This window comes from Manganibacter manganicus (assembly GCF_002075885.1).
In the GTDB taxonomy this organism is placed as follows: domain Bacteria; phylum Pseudomonadota; class Alphaproteobacteria; order Rhizobiales; family Rhizobiaceae; genus Mesorhizobium; species Mesorhizobium manganicum.
Map to the genome: position 1 here is coordinate 63,958 of NZ_MDET01000007.1, position 15,904 is coordinate 79,861.

Here is a 15,904-nt window from a genome sequence, read left to right on the forward strand (position 1 = left end):
ATGCATGAGCGAAGAACTGCGACGACCCGAAAGCCACCTCTACCGGTTTATGCGCCACGCACCTGATAATCCTTCACCGCCGAAAAGCGGATCGCTTTCCAGCGCTCGGCCTCGTAGTTCAGCGAGAATTCGTGCTGAGCCAGAAACACCGGGTCGTCGTCGAGATCGCGGGCGATATCGCCGCGATGCACCTCGACGAAACGTGAAAGGTCCGCTTTGTCGTCGGCATCGATCCAGCGGCAGACGGAAAAGCGGGCAATCTCGAAATCCACCGGCAGCGAATATTCGATCTTCAGGCGCTCTTTCAGCACATCGATTTGCAGCGCCCCGACCACGCCGACAATGGCTGGCGAACCATCCTCCGGCTGGAAGAGTTGCACGACGCCTTCTTCGGCCATCTGCTGCAGCGCTTCCTTGAGCTTCTTGGCTTTCATGGCGTCGCCAAGGCGAACACGCCGCAAAATTTCCGGCGCGAAATTGGGTACGCCCCGAAACAGGATTTCCTCGCCCTCGGTCAGTGTGTCGCCGATCCTCAGCGTGCCGTGATTGGGAATCCCGACCACGTCACCGGCATAGGCTTCGTCGGCGGTGATGCGTGAGCGGGCGAAGAAGAATTGCGGTGCTGACAGCGACATCGGCTTGCCGGTGCGCACCAGCTTGGCCTTCATGCCGCGCTGGAGGATGCCGGAGCAGACGCGCACGAACGCGATGCGGTCGCGGTGGTTGGGATCCATATTGGCCTGGATCTTGAAGACGAAGGAGGTCATCTTCTCCTCCGTCGCTTCCACTTTGCGGATGTCGGCCTCTTGCGCGCGCGGTGCCGGGCCGTAGGCGCCCAGCGCCTCGATCAGATCACGTACGCCGAAATTGCGCAGCGCCGAGCCGAAATAAACCGGTGTCAGGTGTCCCTGCCGGAAGGCATCGAGGTCGAAAGGCCGACAGGCCTCGCGCGCGAGTTCCAGTTCCTCGATGAAGGCGGGGCGGTCATTCTCGGGCAGGAGACCGGCGGCACGATTGGAATCCGGCCCGTGGACGGGCGTGCGCTCCTTCTCCGCATCACCACGCCGCACAGCATTTTCGGCCAGATGATAGGTGCCGGCAAAGGTCTTGCCCTGGCCTATCGGCCATGTGACCGGTGCGGTGTCGAGGGCCAGTTTCTGCTCGATCTCGTCGAGAATTTCGAACGTGTCGCGGGCCTCGCGGTCCATCTTGTTGACAAAAGTGACGATCGGGATGTCACGCAGGCGGCATACCTCGAACAGCTTCAGCGTGCGCGGTTCGATACCCTTGGCGGCGTCGATGACCATTACGGCGGCATCCACCGCAGAGAGCGTGCGATAGGTATCGTCGGCGAAGTCTTCGTGACCAGGCGTGTCGAGCAGGTTGAAGACATTGTCGCCATATTCGAACGTCATCACCGATGTGACGACCGAAATGCCGCGCTCGCGCTCGATCTTCATCCAGTCCGAGCGGGTCTGGATACGGTCCTTCTTGGCTTTCACCTCGCCGGCAAGCTGGATGGCGCCGCCAAACAGCAGCAGTTTCTCCGTCAGTGTCGTCTTGCCGGCGTCCGGGTGCGCGATGATCGCGAAAGTGCGGCGGCGCGCGACCGCTTGGTTGATGGTTTCGGCCATGTCAGGATTTCCGTTGGATGCGCCGGCTTCTACCAGCGGTTTTGTGGCGTGTCGAACGGAAACGGCATGTGGACGCTGGCCCATTGGCCATGCGGGCGGCCGAATGCCATAAAGGCTGCTGTTTCATGCGGGAGTCATCATGGGCGTTGCCAAAAAAATCGTCGTTGTCGGCTCCGGCATAATCGGCGCGTCAATCGCGTGGCATCTGGCCAAGGCCGGCGCGGCTGTGACGGTGATTTCCGAAAGTGCGGTCGGCGGCACGGCCACGCCCTGTTCCTTTGCCTGGATCAATGCGAGCTGGGGCAACCCTGAAGCCTATGTGCAGTTGCGCATGCGTTCCATGACAGAGTGGTCGCGTCTGGCAACGGAAGTGCCCGGCCTGCCGCTAGCCTGGTGCGGCGGTCTTTGCTTCGACATGCCGCAAGCCGAACTGGAAACCTACGCCGCGCAGCACAATTCCTGGGGTTATGGGATTCGCGAGGTCAATGCGGCCGAGGCGGCGCGCATTGAACCCAATCTCACCGAGCCGCCGGCCTTCGCTTTACACGTGGCGACGGAAGGGGCGGCAGAGCCGGTTGCCTTGGCAAAGGCACTTCTCGCCGATGCCGCCCGGCATGGTGCCAAGATTATTGCCGGCAACGTTGAGGCGCTCAAGCTGGCGAATGACAAGATAGTGGGTGTGGAGACGGCAGCGGGGCCGCTTCTGGCTGATGAGGTGGTGATTGCCGCCGGTGCGGGCGCTCCGGCGTTGCTGGCCACGGCCGGGGTCGAATTGCCGCTGGAAACGCCGCCCGGTCTCGTCGTGCATTCGCGGCCGCATGCACCTTTGCTGAACGGCATCGTGCTTTCGGAGCCGCTGCATATGCGCCAGACAGCGGCAGGCCGCGTCATTGCGGGAACCGACTTTGGCGGCACCGATCCGGGGTTCGAGCCCGAAGAGACAGCGCGGCGGGTATTTTCCCAGCTCAAGGCCTTGCTGCGCAATGCCGATCAACTCGAACTTGATTTTTTCACGGTCGGCTACCGCCCGACACCCATTGACGGGTTTCCGGCTATCGGGCGTGCGGTCGGCCTTGACGGACTTTATGTCGCCGTCATGCATTCGGGCGTGACGCTGGCGCCGGCCATCGGCCTGTTTGCCGCGCGCGAAATACTGGAGGGCGAGCGCGATGCCCTGCTCACACCTTACGGACTGGACAGATTTTAGGAATAGTCGCCTGACTATTCGGCGGGCACAGGCTGCCGACCGCGATTATGGGTCCGCTCATAAAGTTCGCGCACGATGCGGCTCGCCGTCGTTTCGAACATGAACGGCAGGACAGCGTGGACAAGGGCGGCAAGTGCCGCAGCGAGCAGCCGCGAGGAGAACCATGCAGCAAAGGCCATGTGACCGAAATAGGTTTCACCGACCTTTGCCGGATGTTCGGTGAAAAGTCGCGCCAGCGGTGCAGCCATGATGATGTCGTCCTCGAAAGAGCTATGGCCGCATCATGACGCAGCCAGATGGGTGAATAATCCCAATTTGTCCTTGATAAGTGCTGTCCTTTGGGACATCCGTCTCATATGAATGCGGAAATCGACGCGATTGATCGAAGATTGCTGGCGGAACTGCAGCGTGACGGCACCTTGTCCGTCGACCAGCTTTCCGAGCGCGTCTCGCTGTCGCGCAATGCCTGCTGGCGTCGGGTCAAGCGGCTGGAAGAGACCGGCGTCATCACCGGCCGCGTGGCGCTGGTCGATGCCGAGACGGTCGGGCTTGGCCTGTCTGTGTTCATCCTCGTGCGCACCTCCAACCACGATCCGCAATGGCTGGCGCGGTTCCGCGAGGCCGTTACCGGCTTTGCCGAGATCATCGGCGCGTATCGTATGTCGGGTGACCTCGATTACGTGCTGCGCGCCCGCGTCTCTGATGTGAAGGCCTATGACCGGCTGTATCAGCGGCTGATTGCCAAGGTGCCATTGTCGGATGTTTCTGCTTCCTTCGTCATGGAGGAGATCAAGGAAACGACCGTGGTGCCGGTCGAATTGCGCTGACTGAGCTTTCACTCGCGTATCGTTGATATGAATATTCCGCCCATATCGGCGCTTGCCGGTTGACGCGGGGCGACACCTGTCCGATAGGCTCGCGCCATGTTGAAATCATCTTCCCCCTCCGTCATCGGTCCCGCCGTCGGTTTCGTGCGCCTGCCGCATGCCGCTGATCTGCCGCTTCCTGCCTATGAAAGCGCCGGTGCCGCCGGCCTCGACCTGCGCGCTGCCGTTCCTGAAGACCGACAGTTGCTGATCCTGCCAGGCCGCCGCGCTCTGGTACCTACCGGGCTGGTCATTGAAATTCCCGAGGGTATGGAGGGGCAGATCCGGCCGCGTTCAGGGCTGGCGTTCAAGCATGGCATCACCTGCCTCAATACACCGGGCACCATCGACAGCGATTATCGCGGCGAGGTGCAGGTACTGCTGGTCAATCTCGGCGACGAGGATTTCGCCGTCACACGCGGCATGCGCATCGCCCAGATCGTTTTCGCACCGGTCGTGCAGGTCGGCATCGAAGAGCGCGGCCTGGCCGGCTCTACCGCGCGCGGGAATGGCGGCTTCGGCTCCACCGGCACAGCCTGATGACCTGGCCAAAGCTCGTTATCTTCGATTGCGACGGCGTTCTGGTGGACACCGAAGGGCTTGCCAACCGCCGCCTTTCGCAATGGCTGACCGAGGCCGGCTACGCGGCAAGCTACGAGCACTGCCGCAAGCATTTCTCCGGCCGCAGCATGGCTTCGGTGCAAGCGGAACTGGCGGAGGCGGGGCTTGAACTCGGCTATGACCTGCCAACCCGCTGGTATGGCGAACTGGACAGCCTGTTTGCGGAGGGCGTCGAGGCTGTGCCGCATGTGCATGAATTCATCGACGCTGTGCGCACGGCCGGCATCACCTATTGCGTGGCCTCGTCCGCACGCATTTCCAAGATGAACATCACGCTTGGCAAGACCGGCCTCTTGCCGCTGTTCGAGCATGCCATGTTCAGCGCCACCATGGTTGCACGGGCCAAGCCCTTTCCGGACATATTCCTGCATGCGGCGCAAGTCATGGGCTTTGAGCCCGCCGATTGCATCGTCATCGAAGACAGCGTCGCCGGAACCAAAGCCGGCATAGCTGCCGGCATGCGGGTTTTCTCCTATTGTGGCGATCCGCACGCGGAACGTGAGGGGCTTGCCAGTGCCGGCGGTATCCTCTTCGAGGACATGCGCGCTCTGGCGGATATTGTCCCTATTCGTTGAGATGTTTTCAGTGCGCGGCGGTGCGTCAGGAGCCGCGCACTGAGCCAATGGCATTCGTTTGCCCGCCGCCAGACGGCGCTGTAGGATTGCGCCAATCTTCTACAAAAAGGACGGCGTTCCATGGACAAGGGCAAGATTTTCCGTGACCTGCATGCCTCGACCTTCGTCATTCCCAACCCTTGGGATGTCGGCACGGCGAAGCTTCTGGCCTCATTCGGCTTCAAGGCGTTGGCGACGACCAGTGCCGGCTTTGCCTTCTCGCGTGGCCTTGCCGACGGCGCGGTCAATTTCGAGATGATGATCGCGCATTGCCGGGAATTGGTGACCGCAACCCATCTGCCGGTTGCGGCCGATCTCGAAAAGGGCAAGGGCGACAGTTCCGAACAGGCCGCCGAGACCATTTTTGCCGCCGAGGCAGCCGGCCTCGCCGGCTGTTCTATCGAGGATTTCTCCGGCGACGACGATAAGCCGATTTATGATTTCTCTCATGCGGTCGAGCGGGTGACGGCGGCGGTTGAGGCGGCGCGTTCGCTCAAGCGCGATTTCGTCTTTACCGCGCGTGCTGAAAACTTCCTGCATGGCCGGACCGATATCGATGACACGATCAAGCGGTTGCAAGCCTTTGAGAAAGCCGGCGCTGACGTGCTCTATGCGCCCGGCATCACCGATATAGGCATGGTGCGCACCATCTGTTCGGCGGTGACACGACCGGTCAATGTGCTGGCGGTTCCGGATTTCACCGTGAGCGCCCTGGCCGAGGCCGGTGTAAAGCGCATCTCGCTCGGCTCCAAACTGGCGAATTATGCGTTTGGCGCACTGGAAAAGGCGTCGCGGGAGATCATCGCGGAGGGTAGTTTTGCGTTCAGCCGTGATGCCATGGCCTATGGCCGCTTGCAGTCGATGTTTGCAAAGCCCGCCAAATGACCGCACCTCTGACCGTCATCGACATGCACACCGGCGGCGAGCCGCTCAGGATTGTCACTGGTGGTTATCCCCAGCTTCCCGAGGGCCTTACGATCCTGGAAAAGCGCGCTTATGTGCGGGACCATCTGGATCATCTGCGCCGGCTTCTGATCTTCGAGCCGCGTGGCCATTATGACATGTATGGCGCGCTTTTGGTCGAACCCAACCTGCCGGGTGCCGACCTCGCCGTGCTGTTCATGCACAATGAAGGCTATTCGACCATGTGCGGTCACGCTGTCATCGCGCTGGGCCGCTATGCGGTGGACGTGGGGATTGTCGAGCGCCGGGAGCCGGTCACGACTGTCAATATCGAATGTCCTTGCGGCCTGGTCGTCGCTTCGGTCGAGATCAAAGACGGGAAGGCTGGTGCTGTCTCCTTCGAGAGTGTGCCGGCCTTTCTGTTCGCGCGCGACGAAACGATTGTCCTGCCCGGCCACGGCAATATCGCCTTCGACATTGCCTATGGTGGCGCGTTCTATGCGCTGGCCGATTGCCGGCAGTTCGGGCTGGAATTCGGCAAGAGCCGCACGCGAGATTTCATTGACGCGGCAACGGCGCTGACCGAAAAGCTCAAGGCGGAATTCCCGCTTGCCCACCCGGAGCACGCGGACCTTGCCTTTCTCTACGGCACGATCCTGAGCGATGGCGCCGACACCTTTTCGGTTGAGCCGACAAGAAATGTCTGCGTCTTTGCCGAAGCCGAGGTGGACCGCTCGCCGACCGGTTCGGGTGTGACGGCGCGGCTTGCGGCGATGCATGCCAAAAGCGAGATCGACATTGGCCAGACACGGATTTTCGAAAGCATCGCCGGTTCGCGCTTCACCGGCGCGGTAGCACGCACTGCTACGGTCGGCTCACATGCGGCGATCGTTGCCCGCGTTAGTGGCCGCGCGTTCTACAGCGGCAAGACGGAATTCATCATCGAGCCGGATGACGAACTCGGCAAGGGTTTTCTGCTGCGCTGAAGACCGGCCAGCCCGGCGTTTGCAAAACCCGCCCCCTATGGGCTACATCGCCAGCGGCCATCCGGCCGAACAGGCTGCTCGGAGATTTTGATGCCGGAATTTGACGTGCTTTGCATCGGCAATGCGATTGTGGACATCATCGCCCAGTGCGACGAAGCCTTTCTGGAAACCAACGGCATCATCAAGGGCGCGATGAACCTCATCGATGCGCGGCGCGCCGAATTGCTCTATTCGCGCATGGGACCGGCGGTGGAAACCTCGGGCGGAAGCGCCGGTAACACGGCGGCCGGCATTGCCTCATTCGGAGCGCGTTCCGCCTATTTCGGCAAGGTCTCGACGGATCATCTCGGCGGTATCTTCAGCCACGACATCCGCGCCCAGGGCGTTGCCTTCGACACCAAGCCATTGTCCGGCGAGCCGCCGACGGCGCGTTCCATGATCTTCGTCACGCCGGATGGCGAGCGGTCCATGAATACCTATCTCGGCGCTTGCATCGAACTTGGACCGCAGGATGTCGAGCCTGAAAAGGCGTCCGGCGCCAAGGTTACCTATTTTGAAGGTTATCTGTGGGATCCGCCTCGCGCCAAGGAGGCGATTCGCCAGACGGCCGGGTTTGCGCACGAAGCCGGCCGCGAGGTCGCGATGACCTTGTCCGACCCATTCTGCGTCGATCGCTACCGCGACGAATTCCTCGACCTGATGCGCTCGGGCACAGTCGATATTGTCTTTGCCAATGAGCATGAACTCAAATCACTCTATCAGATGGAGTCTTTCGATGCTGCGCTGGAGAGCATCCGCAAGGATTGCCGGCTGGCGGCGGTAACGCGCTCGGAAAAGGGCTCGGTGATCGTGCGTGGGAAGGAGACGGTTCCGGTCGAGCCAATCGCGATCAGGGAATTGGTGGACACCACCGGTGCCGGTGATCTCTACGCCGCCGGCTTCCTGTTTGGCTACACGCAGGGACTTGATCTCAAGGCCTGTGGCGATCTCGGCTCGCTGGCCGCTGGGCTGGTCATCCAGCAGATCGGTCCGCGCCCGCGCCAGAATTTGCGCCACGAGGCCGAGAAGGCAGGACTGTTGCAATTGATGTAGGATGCGCTGCCGCAGTGGCTCTCGATCAGAGGCCGTTTGCCGCTTGCGCGATGGCGGCGCGCAATTCGTCCAGCCCTCCGCCTTTTTCCGATGAGGTGGCGAGCACCGCCGGATAGGCGGCAGGGCGTTTCCTGATCCTTTCCAACGTGTTGGCAATCAACCGGGGCAGGCCGGCCTCTTTGATCTTGTCGGTCTTGGTGAGCACGATCTGGTAGGAAACGGCCGCCTTGTCGAGCAACGACAGCACCTCCTCGTCATTGGCCTTGATGCCGTGCCGGGCATCGATCAGAACATAGACCCGCTTCAGCGTCACGCGGCCTTTGAGGTAGTCGAAGACGAGTTTCGTCCATGCATCCACCTTGTCCTTCGGCGCGCTGGCATAGCCGTAGCCGGGCATGTCGATCAATGCCATCGGCGGCAGGTCGTCCTCTCCGCCAGAATAGCCGTCCGGCACAAAATAGTTCAATTCCTGTGTGCGGCCGGGTGTGTTGGACGTTCGCGCCAGCCCTTTTTTTCCGACCAGCGCATTGATCAACGATGATTTGCCGACATTCGAACGACCGGCAAAGGCGATTTCCGGCGGCCCCTCCGGCGGCAGGAATTTCATCGCCGGCACGCCGCGGATGAATACCCACGGCCGCATGAACAAGTCGGCGTCAATCACAGCCGAATCGTTCAAGCGGCATCCTCCAGCAGTTGGAGGTCGGCACCGCGTATGGCGTTGAGATTGCGACTGATCTTGTCTGCCGGCCAGTCCCACCAGGCAATTTCCACAAGCCGCTGGATCGTCACGTCGTCGAAACGCTTCTTCACCACGCGGGCAGAATTGCCGACGGCGACGGCATAGGGTGGCACATCCTTTGCCACGACCGTGCCGGCAGCTATGATCGCACCGTCACCAACCTTGACACCCGGCAGGAAGGTGGCGTCGAGACCAATCCACACATCATTACCGATCACGATGTCGCCGCGCGACTGCTTGCACCACGTGGCGGTATCGAAACCTTCCTCCCAACCCTCGCCGAAAATGTTGAACGGATAGGTGGAGAAGCCAGCAAGATCGTGATTGGCGCCGTTCATGATGAAGCGGACACCCTCGGCGATGGCGCAGAACTTGCCGATGATGAGCCGGTCACCCAGGAAAGGGTAATGATAGAGCACGCATTTTTCGACAAATTTTTTCGGCCCTTCGGGATCGTCGTAATAGGTGTATTCTCCGATCTCGACGTTCTCCGCGTCAACCAGCGGCTTCAGGAAGCCGACACGCGGGTGAAGCGCCAGCGGGTGTCTGGTGTGGGGATTGGGCCCGGTCATGGCAATCTCCTTCGTCGAAAAGTCGTCAAAACGGTTTGAACGAATGGGGTTCGCACCGGTGCGACATGCGTCATGTTTATCGGCCATGACCCGGCCCGTCCATAGGCCAGCGCGGCACTGCCATATGCCTGCGCGAGGGATCGCTAGTCGCGGCGTGCCCCTGTAAAAAAAGACCCCGGACATTGCCGGGGCCTGAGGCTGTCTCACAGGATGCGCCGGCTACTCCGCCGGCGAGGGTTTCTTCTTGAACATGCCTGCCAGATTGTCCCATAGCTCGATCTTGACGCCTTGCCGCTTCATGATGATGCCCTGCTGGACGATCGACAGAGTGTTGTTCCAGGCCCAGTAGAGCACCAAACCGGCTGGAAAACCTGCCATCATGAAAGTGAAGATCACCGGCATCCAGGTGAAGATCATGGCCTGGGTCGGGTCCGGCGGTGTCGGGTTCATGCGCATCTGCAGGAACATCGTGATGCCCATGATGGTGGGCAGCACGCCAATATGCAGGAAGGCGGGTGCTGCAAAAGGCAGCAGCCCGAACAGGTTGAACAGCGAGGTCGGGTCGGGCGCCGCGAGGTCATGAATCCAGCCGAAGAACGGCGCATGCCGCATCTCGATGGTGATGTAGAGCACCTTGTAGAGCGCGAAGAAGACCGGAATTTGCAGCGCCACGGGCCAACAGCCGGCGATCGGATTGATCTTCTCAGTCTTGTAGAGCTCCATCATCGCCTTTTGCTGCTTCATCTTGTCATCCGCGTATTTCTCGCGGATCTCGGTCATTTTCGGCTGGACCTTCTTCATATTCGCCATCGAGGCATAAGATTTGTTGGCGAGCGGGAAGAATACGCCCTTGACGATGACTGTCGTGGCCAGAATCGCCAGTCCGAAATTGCCGAAGAATTTGTAGAGCGTGTCGATCAGCCAGAACATCGGCTTGGTGATGAAGTAGAACCAGCCCCAGTCGATCAGAAGGTCGAACTGGCGGATATGGCGGTCCTTCTCGTAGGCGTTGATGGTCGAAACTTCCTTGGCGCCGGCGAAAACCAGCGTCTGTTGTGTGTTGGACTGGCCAGGAGCCACCGTGAACTGATCGGTCAGATAGTCCGACTGGTAGCGCGTTCGCCCGTCGTCGAAATAGCCGAAGCGCGGCTGGAAGGCCTGCTTTTCCGAAGGCACCAGCGCCACCGCCCAGTATTTATCGGTGATGCCGAGCCACCCATCGTTCGATTTACCGGGCTTGACCTGCTTGTCTTCCTCGATCTTGGAATATTTGATCTCCTGGAGCCCTTCCGTGCCAGTGACGCCGATCAGCCCCTCGTGCAGCACATAGGTGCTGCGATCGTCAGGCTTGTTGAAGCGGGTCACGCGGCCGTAACTGCTAAGCGAGACGGGCGTGCTGGCGTTGTTCGTCACCGTATCGTCAAAGGTGAACATATACTCGTCGTCAACGGAGATGGTGCGCTTGAAGGTCAATCCCCTGTCGTTGGTATAGGAAAGCGTCACCGGCGTTGTTGGCGTCAGCGTCTTGTTACCCTCGACGGTCCACACCGTATCCGGCCCCGGCAGCTTGCCGGCTGCCGATGATCCGGCAAAGCCGATTTCGGCGAAGTAGCCGTCCTTCAACGTTGAGGGGTTGAGCAAAACGATTTCGGGCGAGTTCTTGTCCACCGTTTCGGTGTAGTGCTTGAGCTTGAGATCATCGAGGCGCGCGCCGACCAGATTGATCGAGCCAGACAGGCTTGGTGTGTCGATCTTGACGCGCGCGCCCTCAGCCAGCGTGTCGGCACGGTCGGCCAGAGGCAGGCCGTTTACACCAGGAGCATCGGGAATTGTTCCCTCTTGCTGAGGTGTTGCGGCGTCATTCGGCGCCGGCGCCTTTTCTGCCTGCTTCTGCTCCTGGCGCTGCGCTTCGACGCGCGCGGTTTCGCGCTGCGTCTCGATGCGTGGGTTCATGTAGAACACCTGCCAGAGCGTCAGGATCAGCACCGACAGCGCGATGGTGATGAAGAAGTTGCGGTTGTTTTCCATCTGGAAATTCAGCCTCTGGACTTATCGTGTTCCGTGAATGCGGCGGGAAAGCTCTGCTTTCAATTGGCTGAACGGTGCGTGCAGCACGTCAGCGCGCCCGATAATGACATAATCATTGCCCGGCGCCATGTCATCTGCGGCATGAAGGCGAACGGCTTCCTTGAGTCGCCGCCTTATGCGGTTGCGTATCACCGCATTGCCGGCTTTGCGAGTCACGGTGAAGCCGACACGCGGCTGCCCGTTGTCGCCGCGGTCCAGAATTTCGAGCAGGAAAAACCGGCCGCGCCGCTTCTCGCCGCGCTGCACGGCGAGAAATTCTGCGCGTTTCAGAAGCCGGCGAGGCTCCTGCCGCGCAGGCTTGCCGGTTTCGGGCAACGGTTCGTTTCCGTCAGGCGCTGAGGCGCTTGCGGCCACGCGCGCGACGAGCGACGATGACGCCGCGGCCGCCCTTGGTGGCCATACGTGCACGGAATCCATGCCGGCGCTTGCGGACGAGTTTGGAGGGTTGGTAGGTGCGCTTCATTTGTTTAAATACCGCGGAGTGCGGCCCTTCTTGGTTCTGTCACTAGGTAACAGGAGCTTTTGCCGGGCTTTGCTTGGCGCGACCGAAACCGCGCCGGGACGGATGGCCCGAGCGTGAGCAGGCTTATAGATAGAAGGTTTTTCGGAGTCAATGCATCCTCAATGTGGCTCAGATGAGCAATTGCAAGCGGTGCTGCCCCGACCTTCGGCGACAAATTGGCAAAGGCGTCGTCATCGCCTACGTTTAGCTATGACCAACTGGTCGGCCGTGGCATTGGGGACGCATGAGCGCGCGAAGTTCGCCAGATGACGAAAATTCCGGTGTAGCGGCCGATGGCATACGCGCCGTGCCGCTGGCACGCGGCCTGTCGACCAAACTTCTGCTCCTGACCATCGTCTTCGTGCTTCTTGCCGAAGTGCTGATCTTCCTGCCGACGATTGCGGTCTATCGGGTCAACCGGCTCAAGGAGCGCCTGGGTACGGCCGCCGCGGTCTCCGTCGTCCTGGTGCAAGGCGATACAGCTTCCCTGTCACGCACGGCACAGAACGACGTACTGATGGCGATTGGCGCCGAGGCCATTGCCGTTCGCGACGGCGGCGTTTCCCGCCTTCTGGCCATATCGGAGACGCCGCCCAAGGTGGATGCACATATCGACCTCGCCCAGACCTCCATGCTGAGCGAGATGTCGAGCGCGCTCGACACGCTGTTCTTCGGAGGCGATCGTACATTGCGCGTTTTCGGACCGGTTGGCGACAGTGAAAAGGAATTCGAGCTCATCATGCCGGATCGTGCGCTTCGCGAGGCCATGCTGGCCTATTCGTGGAAAGTCGCTATCCTCGCGCTATTGATTTCTCTGTTTTCGGCGGCTCTCGTCTATATCGCCATCGATCGTGTCATGATCCGGCCGATCCGTCGCATGACCCGCTCCATGCTGGCATTTTCCGAAGCTCCGGACGACCCGGCCCAGGTCATCAAGCCGGCTGCGCGCAGCGACGAGATCGGTGTCGCCGAACGGGAATTGTCGGCCATGCAGACGCGTCTGCAAAAGGTACTCGCCGACCAGAAACATCTCGCCGACCTTGGCCTTGCCGTCTCCAAGATCAACCATGACATGCGCAATATCTTGTCATCTGCGCAACTGATGTCGGACCGCCTGCGCGAAGTGAAGGACCCGACGGTCCAAGCCTTCGCGCCTAAGCTGCTGCGCGCCCTCGACCGGGCCGTATCTTATTCCGAGGGTGTTCTGGCCTATGGTCGCACACAGGAACTGCCGCCAGTCCGTCGCCGGTTGCGGTTGCACCAGCTCATCGAGGATGTGCGGGGCCTTCTGAACGTTGAGGATGGCATCGAATTCGTAAACGCGGTCGATGCGGCCTTCGAGATCGACGCCGATTCCGACCAGTTGTTTCGCGTGCTTACCAATCTCAGCCGCAATGCCGTGCAAGCAATGGCCGGCGACACGGAGAGCGCGCTGGTGCGCAGGCTTACCATTTCGGCGGAGCGGCTCGGCAGCGTTTGTCGGATCCTGGTCAGCGACACCGGCCCCGGCCTGCCGCAAAAGGCACGCGAGAACCTGTTTGCCGCCTTCCGCGGCTCGGCCCGCAGCGGCGGTACGGGACTCGGCCTCGCCATCGCGCAGGAACTGGTGCGGGCGCATGGTGGCGCGGTCGAGTTGCTGGAAAGTGTCGGTGGACACACCACCTTCGCGATAACCATCCCCGACCAGCCTGTCAGGCTGGAGCGGCCAGGCAGCGGAGTTCGCCGCTTGGCATAAGTGGAAGCCCGTTTCGGGAGACATGCGAAAAAGCAAGGCTAAAACGTAAGGAACGAATCGACTTTGCTGAGATGATTGCGTTCCGGGCGTGGCGCGAAAAACTTTATCGAGGTCGTCTTGCTTTTCGCAGCATCACTCGCTAGGTAGCAGCTCAATTCACTGCTGATCGAATGATCGGCTGGTAAGGCTGTGTCAAAAGCAGCCTGTCGCGCGCCCGTAGCTCAGCTGGATAGAGCACCAGACTACGAATCTGGGGGTCAGGAGTTCGAATCTCTTCGGGCGCGCCATTCAAACCCTTAAAAACGTTGGATAAATTACTCCCCGCAAAACGCGGCGCCCGACCAAGTTTTCGCCGGATTTCCCGCTCATACCAAGTTCATACCATGCGGCATTTTAAAGCAGATCCCCTTGCCCGCACGTCATCGCAAATTGAGAACGACACCTTTCGGTGTCAGTCCGTTTCCCTGAAAACCGCCGAAATCCCATTAGGCAGCAGCCCAACGAAAAGCCCCGGTTTCCCGAGGGCTTGGGCTGGCGGGGTATTTGGGCGGGGGACTTTGCCAGCCGGAACCCGGCCAACACCCTGCCGGCGGCGTAGTCAAATCTAAATGACCCTTCGTCGGGGCCGGTCGGTCCCGCGTTCCGCTTTGCAGCGCTATGCTAACGCTCCTACGGTACATTTATTAACCGAACTCATGGCCGCGTTATGTCCCTTCCGGTCAGCATGACATTGTCCCGATGTCGGACATGCTTCCCTGCATCCTTATGCGTTGCATTCACTATTGGCCTTCCGGCTCGCGCATCGGTGCAATCCTCTGACCTCTACCGCCCCGAGTGCTAGAATTCATTCGAATCATGGGGTTCGGGCAATGGATGATTTCAGGAAGCTTCTCGTTCTAGGCGTCAACGAGGCGCTAAAGAGCGGGCATTTGTCGCTTGTCGCGCCACCGACCGACGCGCCAACCGATGAAGACGGCCACTTTTTACGACCCTCGTTGGTTTGCCCTCAGTTATCCTGTGGATGCGCACTCTGTTCTGTAAACGGCGGCAGGAGATTCGTTTGGTGTATTCATCGAGGGTGCATCAGTCTGGGGTTCGTCCCGATCGCGATCAGATCGGCAATCAGGTTCAACACGATGTAGGTGACGGCAAACAGGAGCGCGCAGGCCTGCACCACCGGGACGTCGCGTGCGCGAACCGCGTCTACAAGCGCCTGGCCGATGCCCGGATAGACGAATACCGTCTCGATGATGACGGCACCGACGATGAGGTAGGCCAGGTTGAATGCGACCACGCTCGCGATCGGCGCCAGCGCGTTCGGAAGCGCATGACGCAAAACAACGCGCAGCGGGGGAGAACCTTTGAGCTTTGCCATCTCGACATACGAACTGCCGAGAACGCCGATGATGGCAGCACGCGTCATGCGCATCATATGCGCCACAATGACCAGTGTCAGGGTCAGCACGGGAAGAGCCAGATGAAGCGTGCCCGTAACGCGCAATCAGCTCTCCCATCAGCCTGACGCCGTCTTTGGCGCTCGTCGCACGCTCGAGCACAATGCGGGAGAGATCGCTATAATTCGGACCGGACTGGTCCGGTGGCGTCATCGCAATCAGCTCTGGACGCGACGGCGACCAGATATCCCGGACAGCTACGCCGTGTTCATTCAGCCCGCCATTAGTTTGCGGCGCCGGCGTTCCCTTGTAGTAACTATAGTTGAGGTCTCATGTCACACGTTCGAATGGAAACCGCGCCCGCAAATACCTAACCGTCATCGCCCTCGCTACCGACTCCGGCTGCAAGGCCCACCAATCGACGATAGGCTGAACTGAAACCCTTGAGCGAGATATCGGTCTTCACCGGCTGGCCGGAATTGGCGGTCATCAAGACGCTCGCCGCTTCCGCGGTTTCGAATTTCTCGACGACCTCTTTCGGGAACTCGATTTCCGCCAGACAGCCGCTGGGGAGACAGGTGCGATAGGCTCCCTGCAACACAACTTCCTCGGCGATCTGAACACGGACACCATCCGACAGAAGCAACCCAAAGGGCAGGATCAACGTTGCCTTCGAGCCTTCTGCCGTCATGCCGATGGCAAAGGTTAATACGCGTTGACGGGTCTTCTGCTGCAACAACTCCTGAGACATCTGACAAAGACGTCGGGACTTCTCACCTTGTGATTGGTTGGCGCATTGCACTGTCCATGCGTCATAGGTCTCGGACAACGATGTCGGTCCCGTCATCTCGATTGCTCCTTGGGCTGCCGCGGTTGTGGCTGGCGACACGCTGATCAAGGCGATCAGGAGGTGCCGTGAAAGCTTGAGCTTCTTCATGATGTTTTTCG

Annotated in this window: 16 protein-coding genes, 1 tRNA gene and 2 pseudogenes; 9 read left to right on the forward strand and 10 right to left on the reverse strand. The window is 60.4% G+C overall.

Annotation, left to right across the window (positions count from 1 at the left end):
* Positions 1-47: 47 nt before the first annotated feature.
* On the reverse strand, positions 48-1,634 hold the full coding sequence (locus tag BFN67_RS06185) for a peptide chain release factor 3 (protein WP_080918819.1): 1,587 nt from the start codon (positions 1,632-1,634) through the stop codon (positions 48-50).
* A 139-nt stretch (positions 1,635-1,773) separates the two neighbouring features.
* Here BFN67_RS06185 and BFN67_RS06190 point away from each other — a divergent pair, with 139 nt between their 5' ends.
* Positions 1,774-2,841: an NAD(P)/FAD-dependent oxidoreductase gene (locus BFN67_RS06190; protein ID WP_080918765.1), complete on the forward strand. Its 1,068-nt coding sequence runs from the start codon at positions 1,774-1,776 to the stop codon at positions 2,839-2,841.
* A 14-nt stretch (positions 2,842-2,855) separates the two neighbouring features.
* On the opposite strand, the gene BFN67_RS06195 is transcribed toward BFN67_RS06190, so the two are convergent.
* On the reverse strand, positions 2,856-3,089 hold the full coding sequence (locus BFN67_RS06195; RefSeq protein ID WP_080918766.1) for a DUF6356 family protein: 234 nt from the start codon (positions 3,087-3,089) through the stop codon (positions 2,856-2,858).
* 108 nt (positions 3,090-3,197) lie between these two features.
* On the opposite strand from BFN67_RS06195, the gene BFN67_RS06200 reads away from it, so the two are divergent.
* The 6 genes from BFN67_RS06200 to BFN67_RS06225 all read left to right on the forward strand — a co-directional run bounded on the left by BFN67_RS06200 (position 3,198) and on the right by BFN67_RS06225 (position 7,923).
* Positions 3,198-3,668: an Lrp/AsnC family transcriptional regulator gene (locus tag BFN67_RS06200; RefSeq protein WP_080918767.1), complete on the forward strand. Its 471-nt coding sequence runs from the start codon at positions 3,198-3,200 to the stop codon at positions 3,666-3,668.
* A gap of 96 nt (positions 3,669-3,764) precedes the next feature.
* On the forward strand, positions 3,765-4,247 hold the full coding sequence (dut, locus tag BFN67_RS06205; RefSeq protein ID WP_080918768.1) for a dUTP diphosphatase: 483 nt from the start codon (positions 3,765-3,767) through the stop codon (positions 4,245-4,247).
* A complete protein-coding gene (locus BFN67_RS06210; RefSeq protein WP_080918769.1) occupies positions 4,247-4,903 on the forward strand; it encodes an HAD family hydrolase in 657 nt (218 codons plus the stop codon). Before dut ends, BFN67_RS06210 begins: the two co-directional genes overlap by 1 nt.
* 120 nt (positions 4,904-5,023) lie before the next feature.
* On the forward strand, positions 5,024-5,827 hold the full coding sequence (locus tag BFN67_RS06215) for an isocitrate lyase/PEP mutase family protein (RefSeq protein WP_080918770.1): 804 nt from the start codon (positions 5,024-5,026) through the stop codon (positions 5,825-5,827).
* Positions 5,824-6,831, forward strand: coding sequence for a proline racemase family protein (locus BFN67_RS06220; protein ID WP_080918771.1), 1,008 nt, complete (start codon positions 5,824-5,826; stop codon positions 6,829-6,831). The genes BFN67_RS06215 and BFN67_RS06220 overlap by 4 nt, the downstream gene beginning before the upstream one ends.
* 90 nt (positions 6,832-6,921) lie before the next feature.
* Complete coding sequence (locus BFN67_RS06225) at positions 6,922-7,923, forward strand: adenosine kinase (RefSeq protein WP_080918772.1); 1,002 nt, start codon at positions 6,922-6,924, stop codon at positions 7,921-7,923.
* 25 nt (positions 7,924-7,948) lie between these two features.
* Here the strand turns inward: BFN67_RS06225 and yihA are convergent, their stop codons facing one another.
* From yihA to rpmH, 5 genes are all read right to left on the reverse strand, one after another.
* Positions 7,949-8,566 carry a ribosome biogenesis GTP-binding protein YihA/YsxC gene (yihA, locus tag BFN67_RS06230; protein ID WP_080918820.1) on the reverse strand — a complete coding sequence of 206 codons (618 nt, stop codon included), beginning with the start codon at positions 8,564-8,566 and terminating at the stop codon, positions 7,949-7,951.
* Between the two features lie 32 nt (positions 8,567-8,598).
* Positions 8,599-9,237, reverse strand: coding sequence for a CatB-related O-acetyltransferase (locus tag BFN67_RS06235; RefSeq protein WP_080918821.1), 639 nt, complete (start codon positions 9,235-9,237; stop codon positions 8,599-8,601).
* A gap of 219 nt (positions 9,238-9,456) precedes the next feature.
* On the reverse strand, positions 9,457-11,265 hold the full coding sequence (gene yidC, locus BFN67_RS06240; protein ID WP_080918773.1) for a membrane protein insertase YidC: 1,809 nt from the start codon (positions 11,263-11,265) through the stop codon (positions 9,457-9,459).
* A 21-nt stretch (positions 11,266-11,286) separates the two neighbouring features.
* Positions 11,287-11,640: a ribonuclease P protein component gene (gene rnpA, locus BFN67_RS06245; RefSeq protein ID WP_080918822.1), complete on the reverse strand. Its 354-nt coding sequence runs from the start codon at positions 11,638-11,640 to the stop codon at positions 11,287-11,289.
* A gap of 13 nt (positions 11,641-11,653) precedes the next feature.
* Positions 11,654-11,788, reverse strand: a complete 135-nt coding sequence (gene rpmH, locus BFN67_RS06250; protein ID WP_080918774.1) for a 50S ribosomal protein L34 — start codon at positions 11,786-11,788, stop codon at positions 11,654-11,656.
* Positions 11,789-12,071: 283 nt separating this feature from the next.
* Between rpmH and BFN67_RS06255 the strand changes: the two genes are divergently transcribed.
* Entirely contained in the window at positions 12,072-13,562 is a 1,491-nt protein-coding gene (locus BFN67_RS06255; protein ID WP_080918775.1) for a sensor histidine kinase, read from the forward strand.
* 210 nt (positions 13,563-13,772) lie between these two features.
* A tRNA-Arg gene (locus tag BFN67_RS06260) sits at positions 13,773-13,849 on the forward strand.
* A gap of 782 nt (positions 13,850-14,631) precedes the next feature.
* Here BFN67_RS06260 and BFN67_RS24715 read toward each other — a convergent pair.
* From BFN67_RS24715 to BFN67_RS06275, 3 genes and pseudogenes are all read right to left on the reverse strand, one after another.
* A pseudogene (locus tag BFN67_RS24715) lies at positions 14,632-15,036 on the reverse strand (ABC transporter permease); the annotation flags it as partial.
* Between the two features lie 61 nt (positions 15,037-15,097).
* Positions 15,098-15,169: pseudogene (locus tag BFN67_RS24720) on the reverse strand (hypothetical protein); the annotation flags it as partial.
* 157 nt (positions 15,170-15,326) lie between these two features.
* On the reverse strand, positions 15,327-15,893 hold the full coding sequence (locus BFN67_RS06275; RefSeq protein ID WP_245295166.1) for an invasion associated locus B family protein: 567 nt from the start codon (positions 15,891-15,893) through the stop codon (positions 15,327-15,329).
* Positions 15,894-15,904 lie beyond the last annotated feature (11 nt).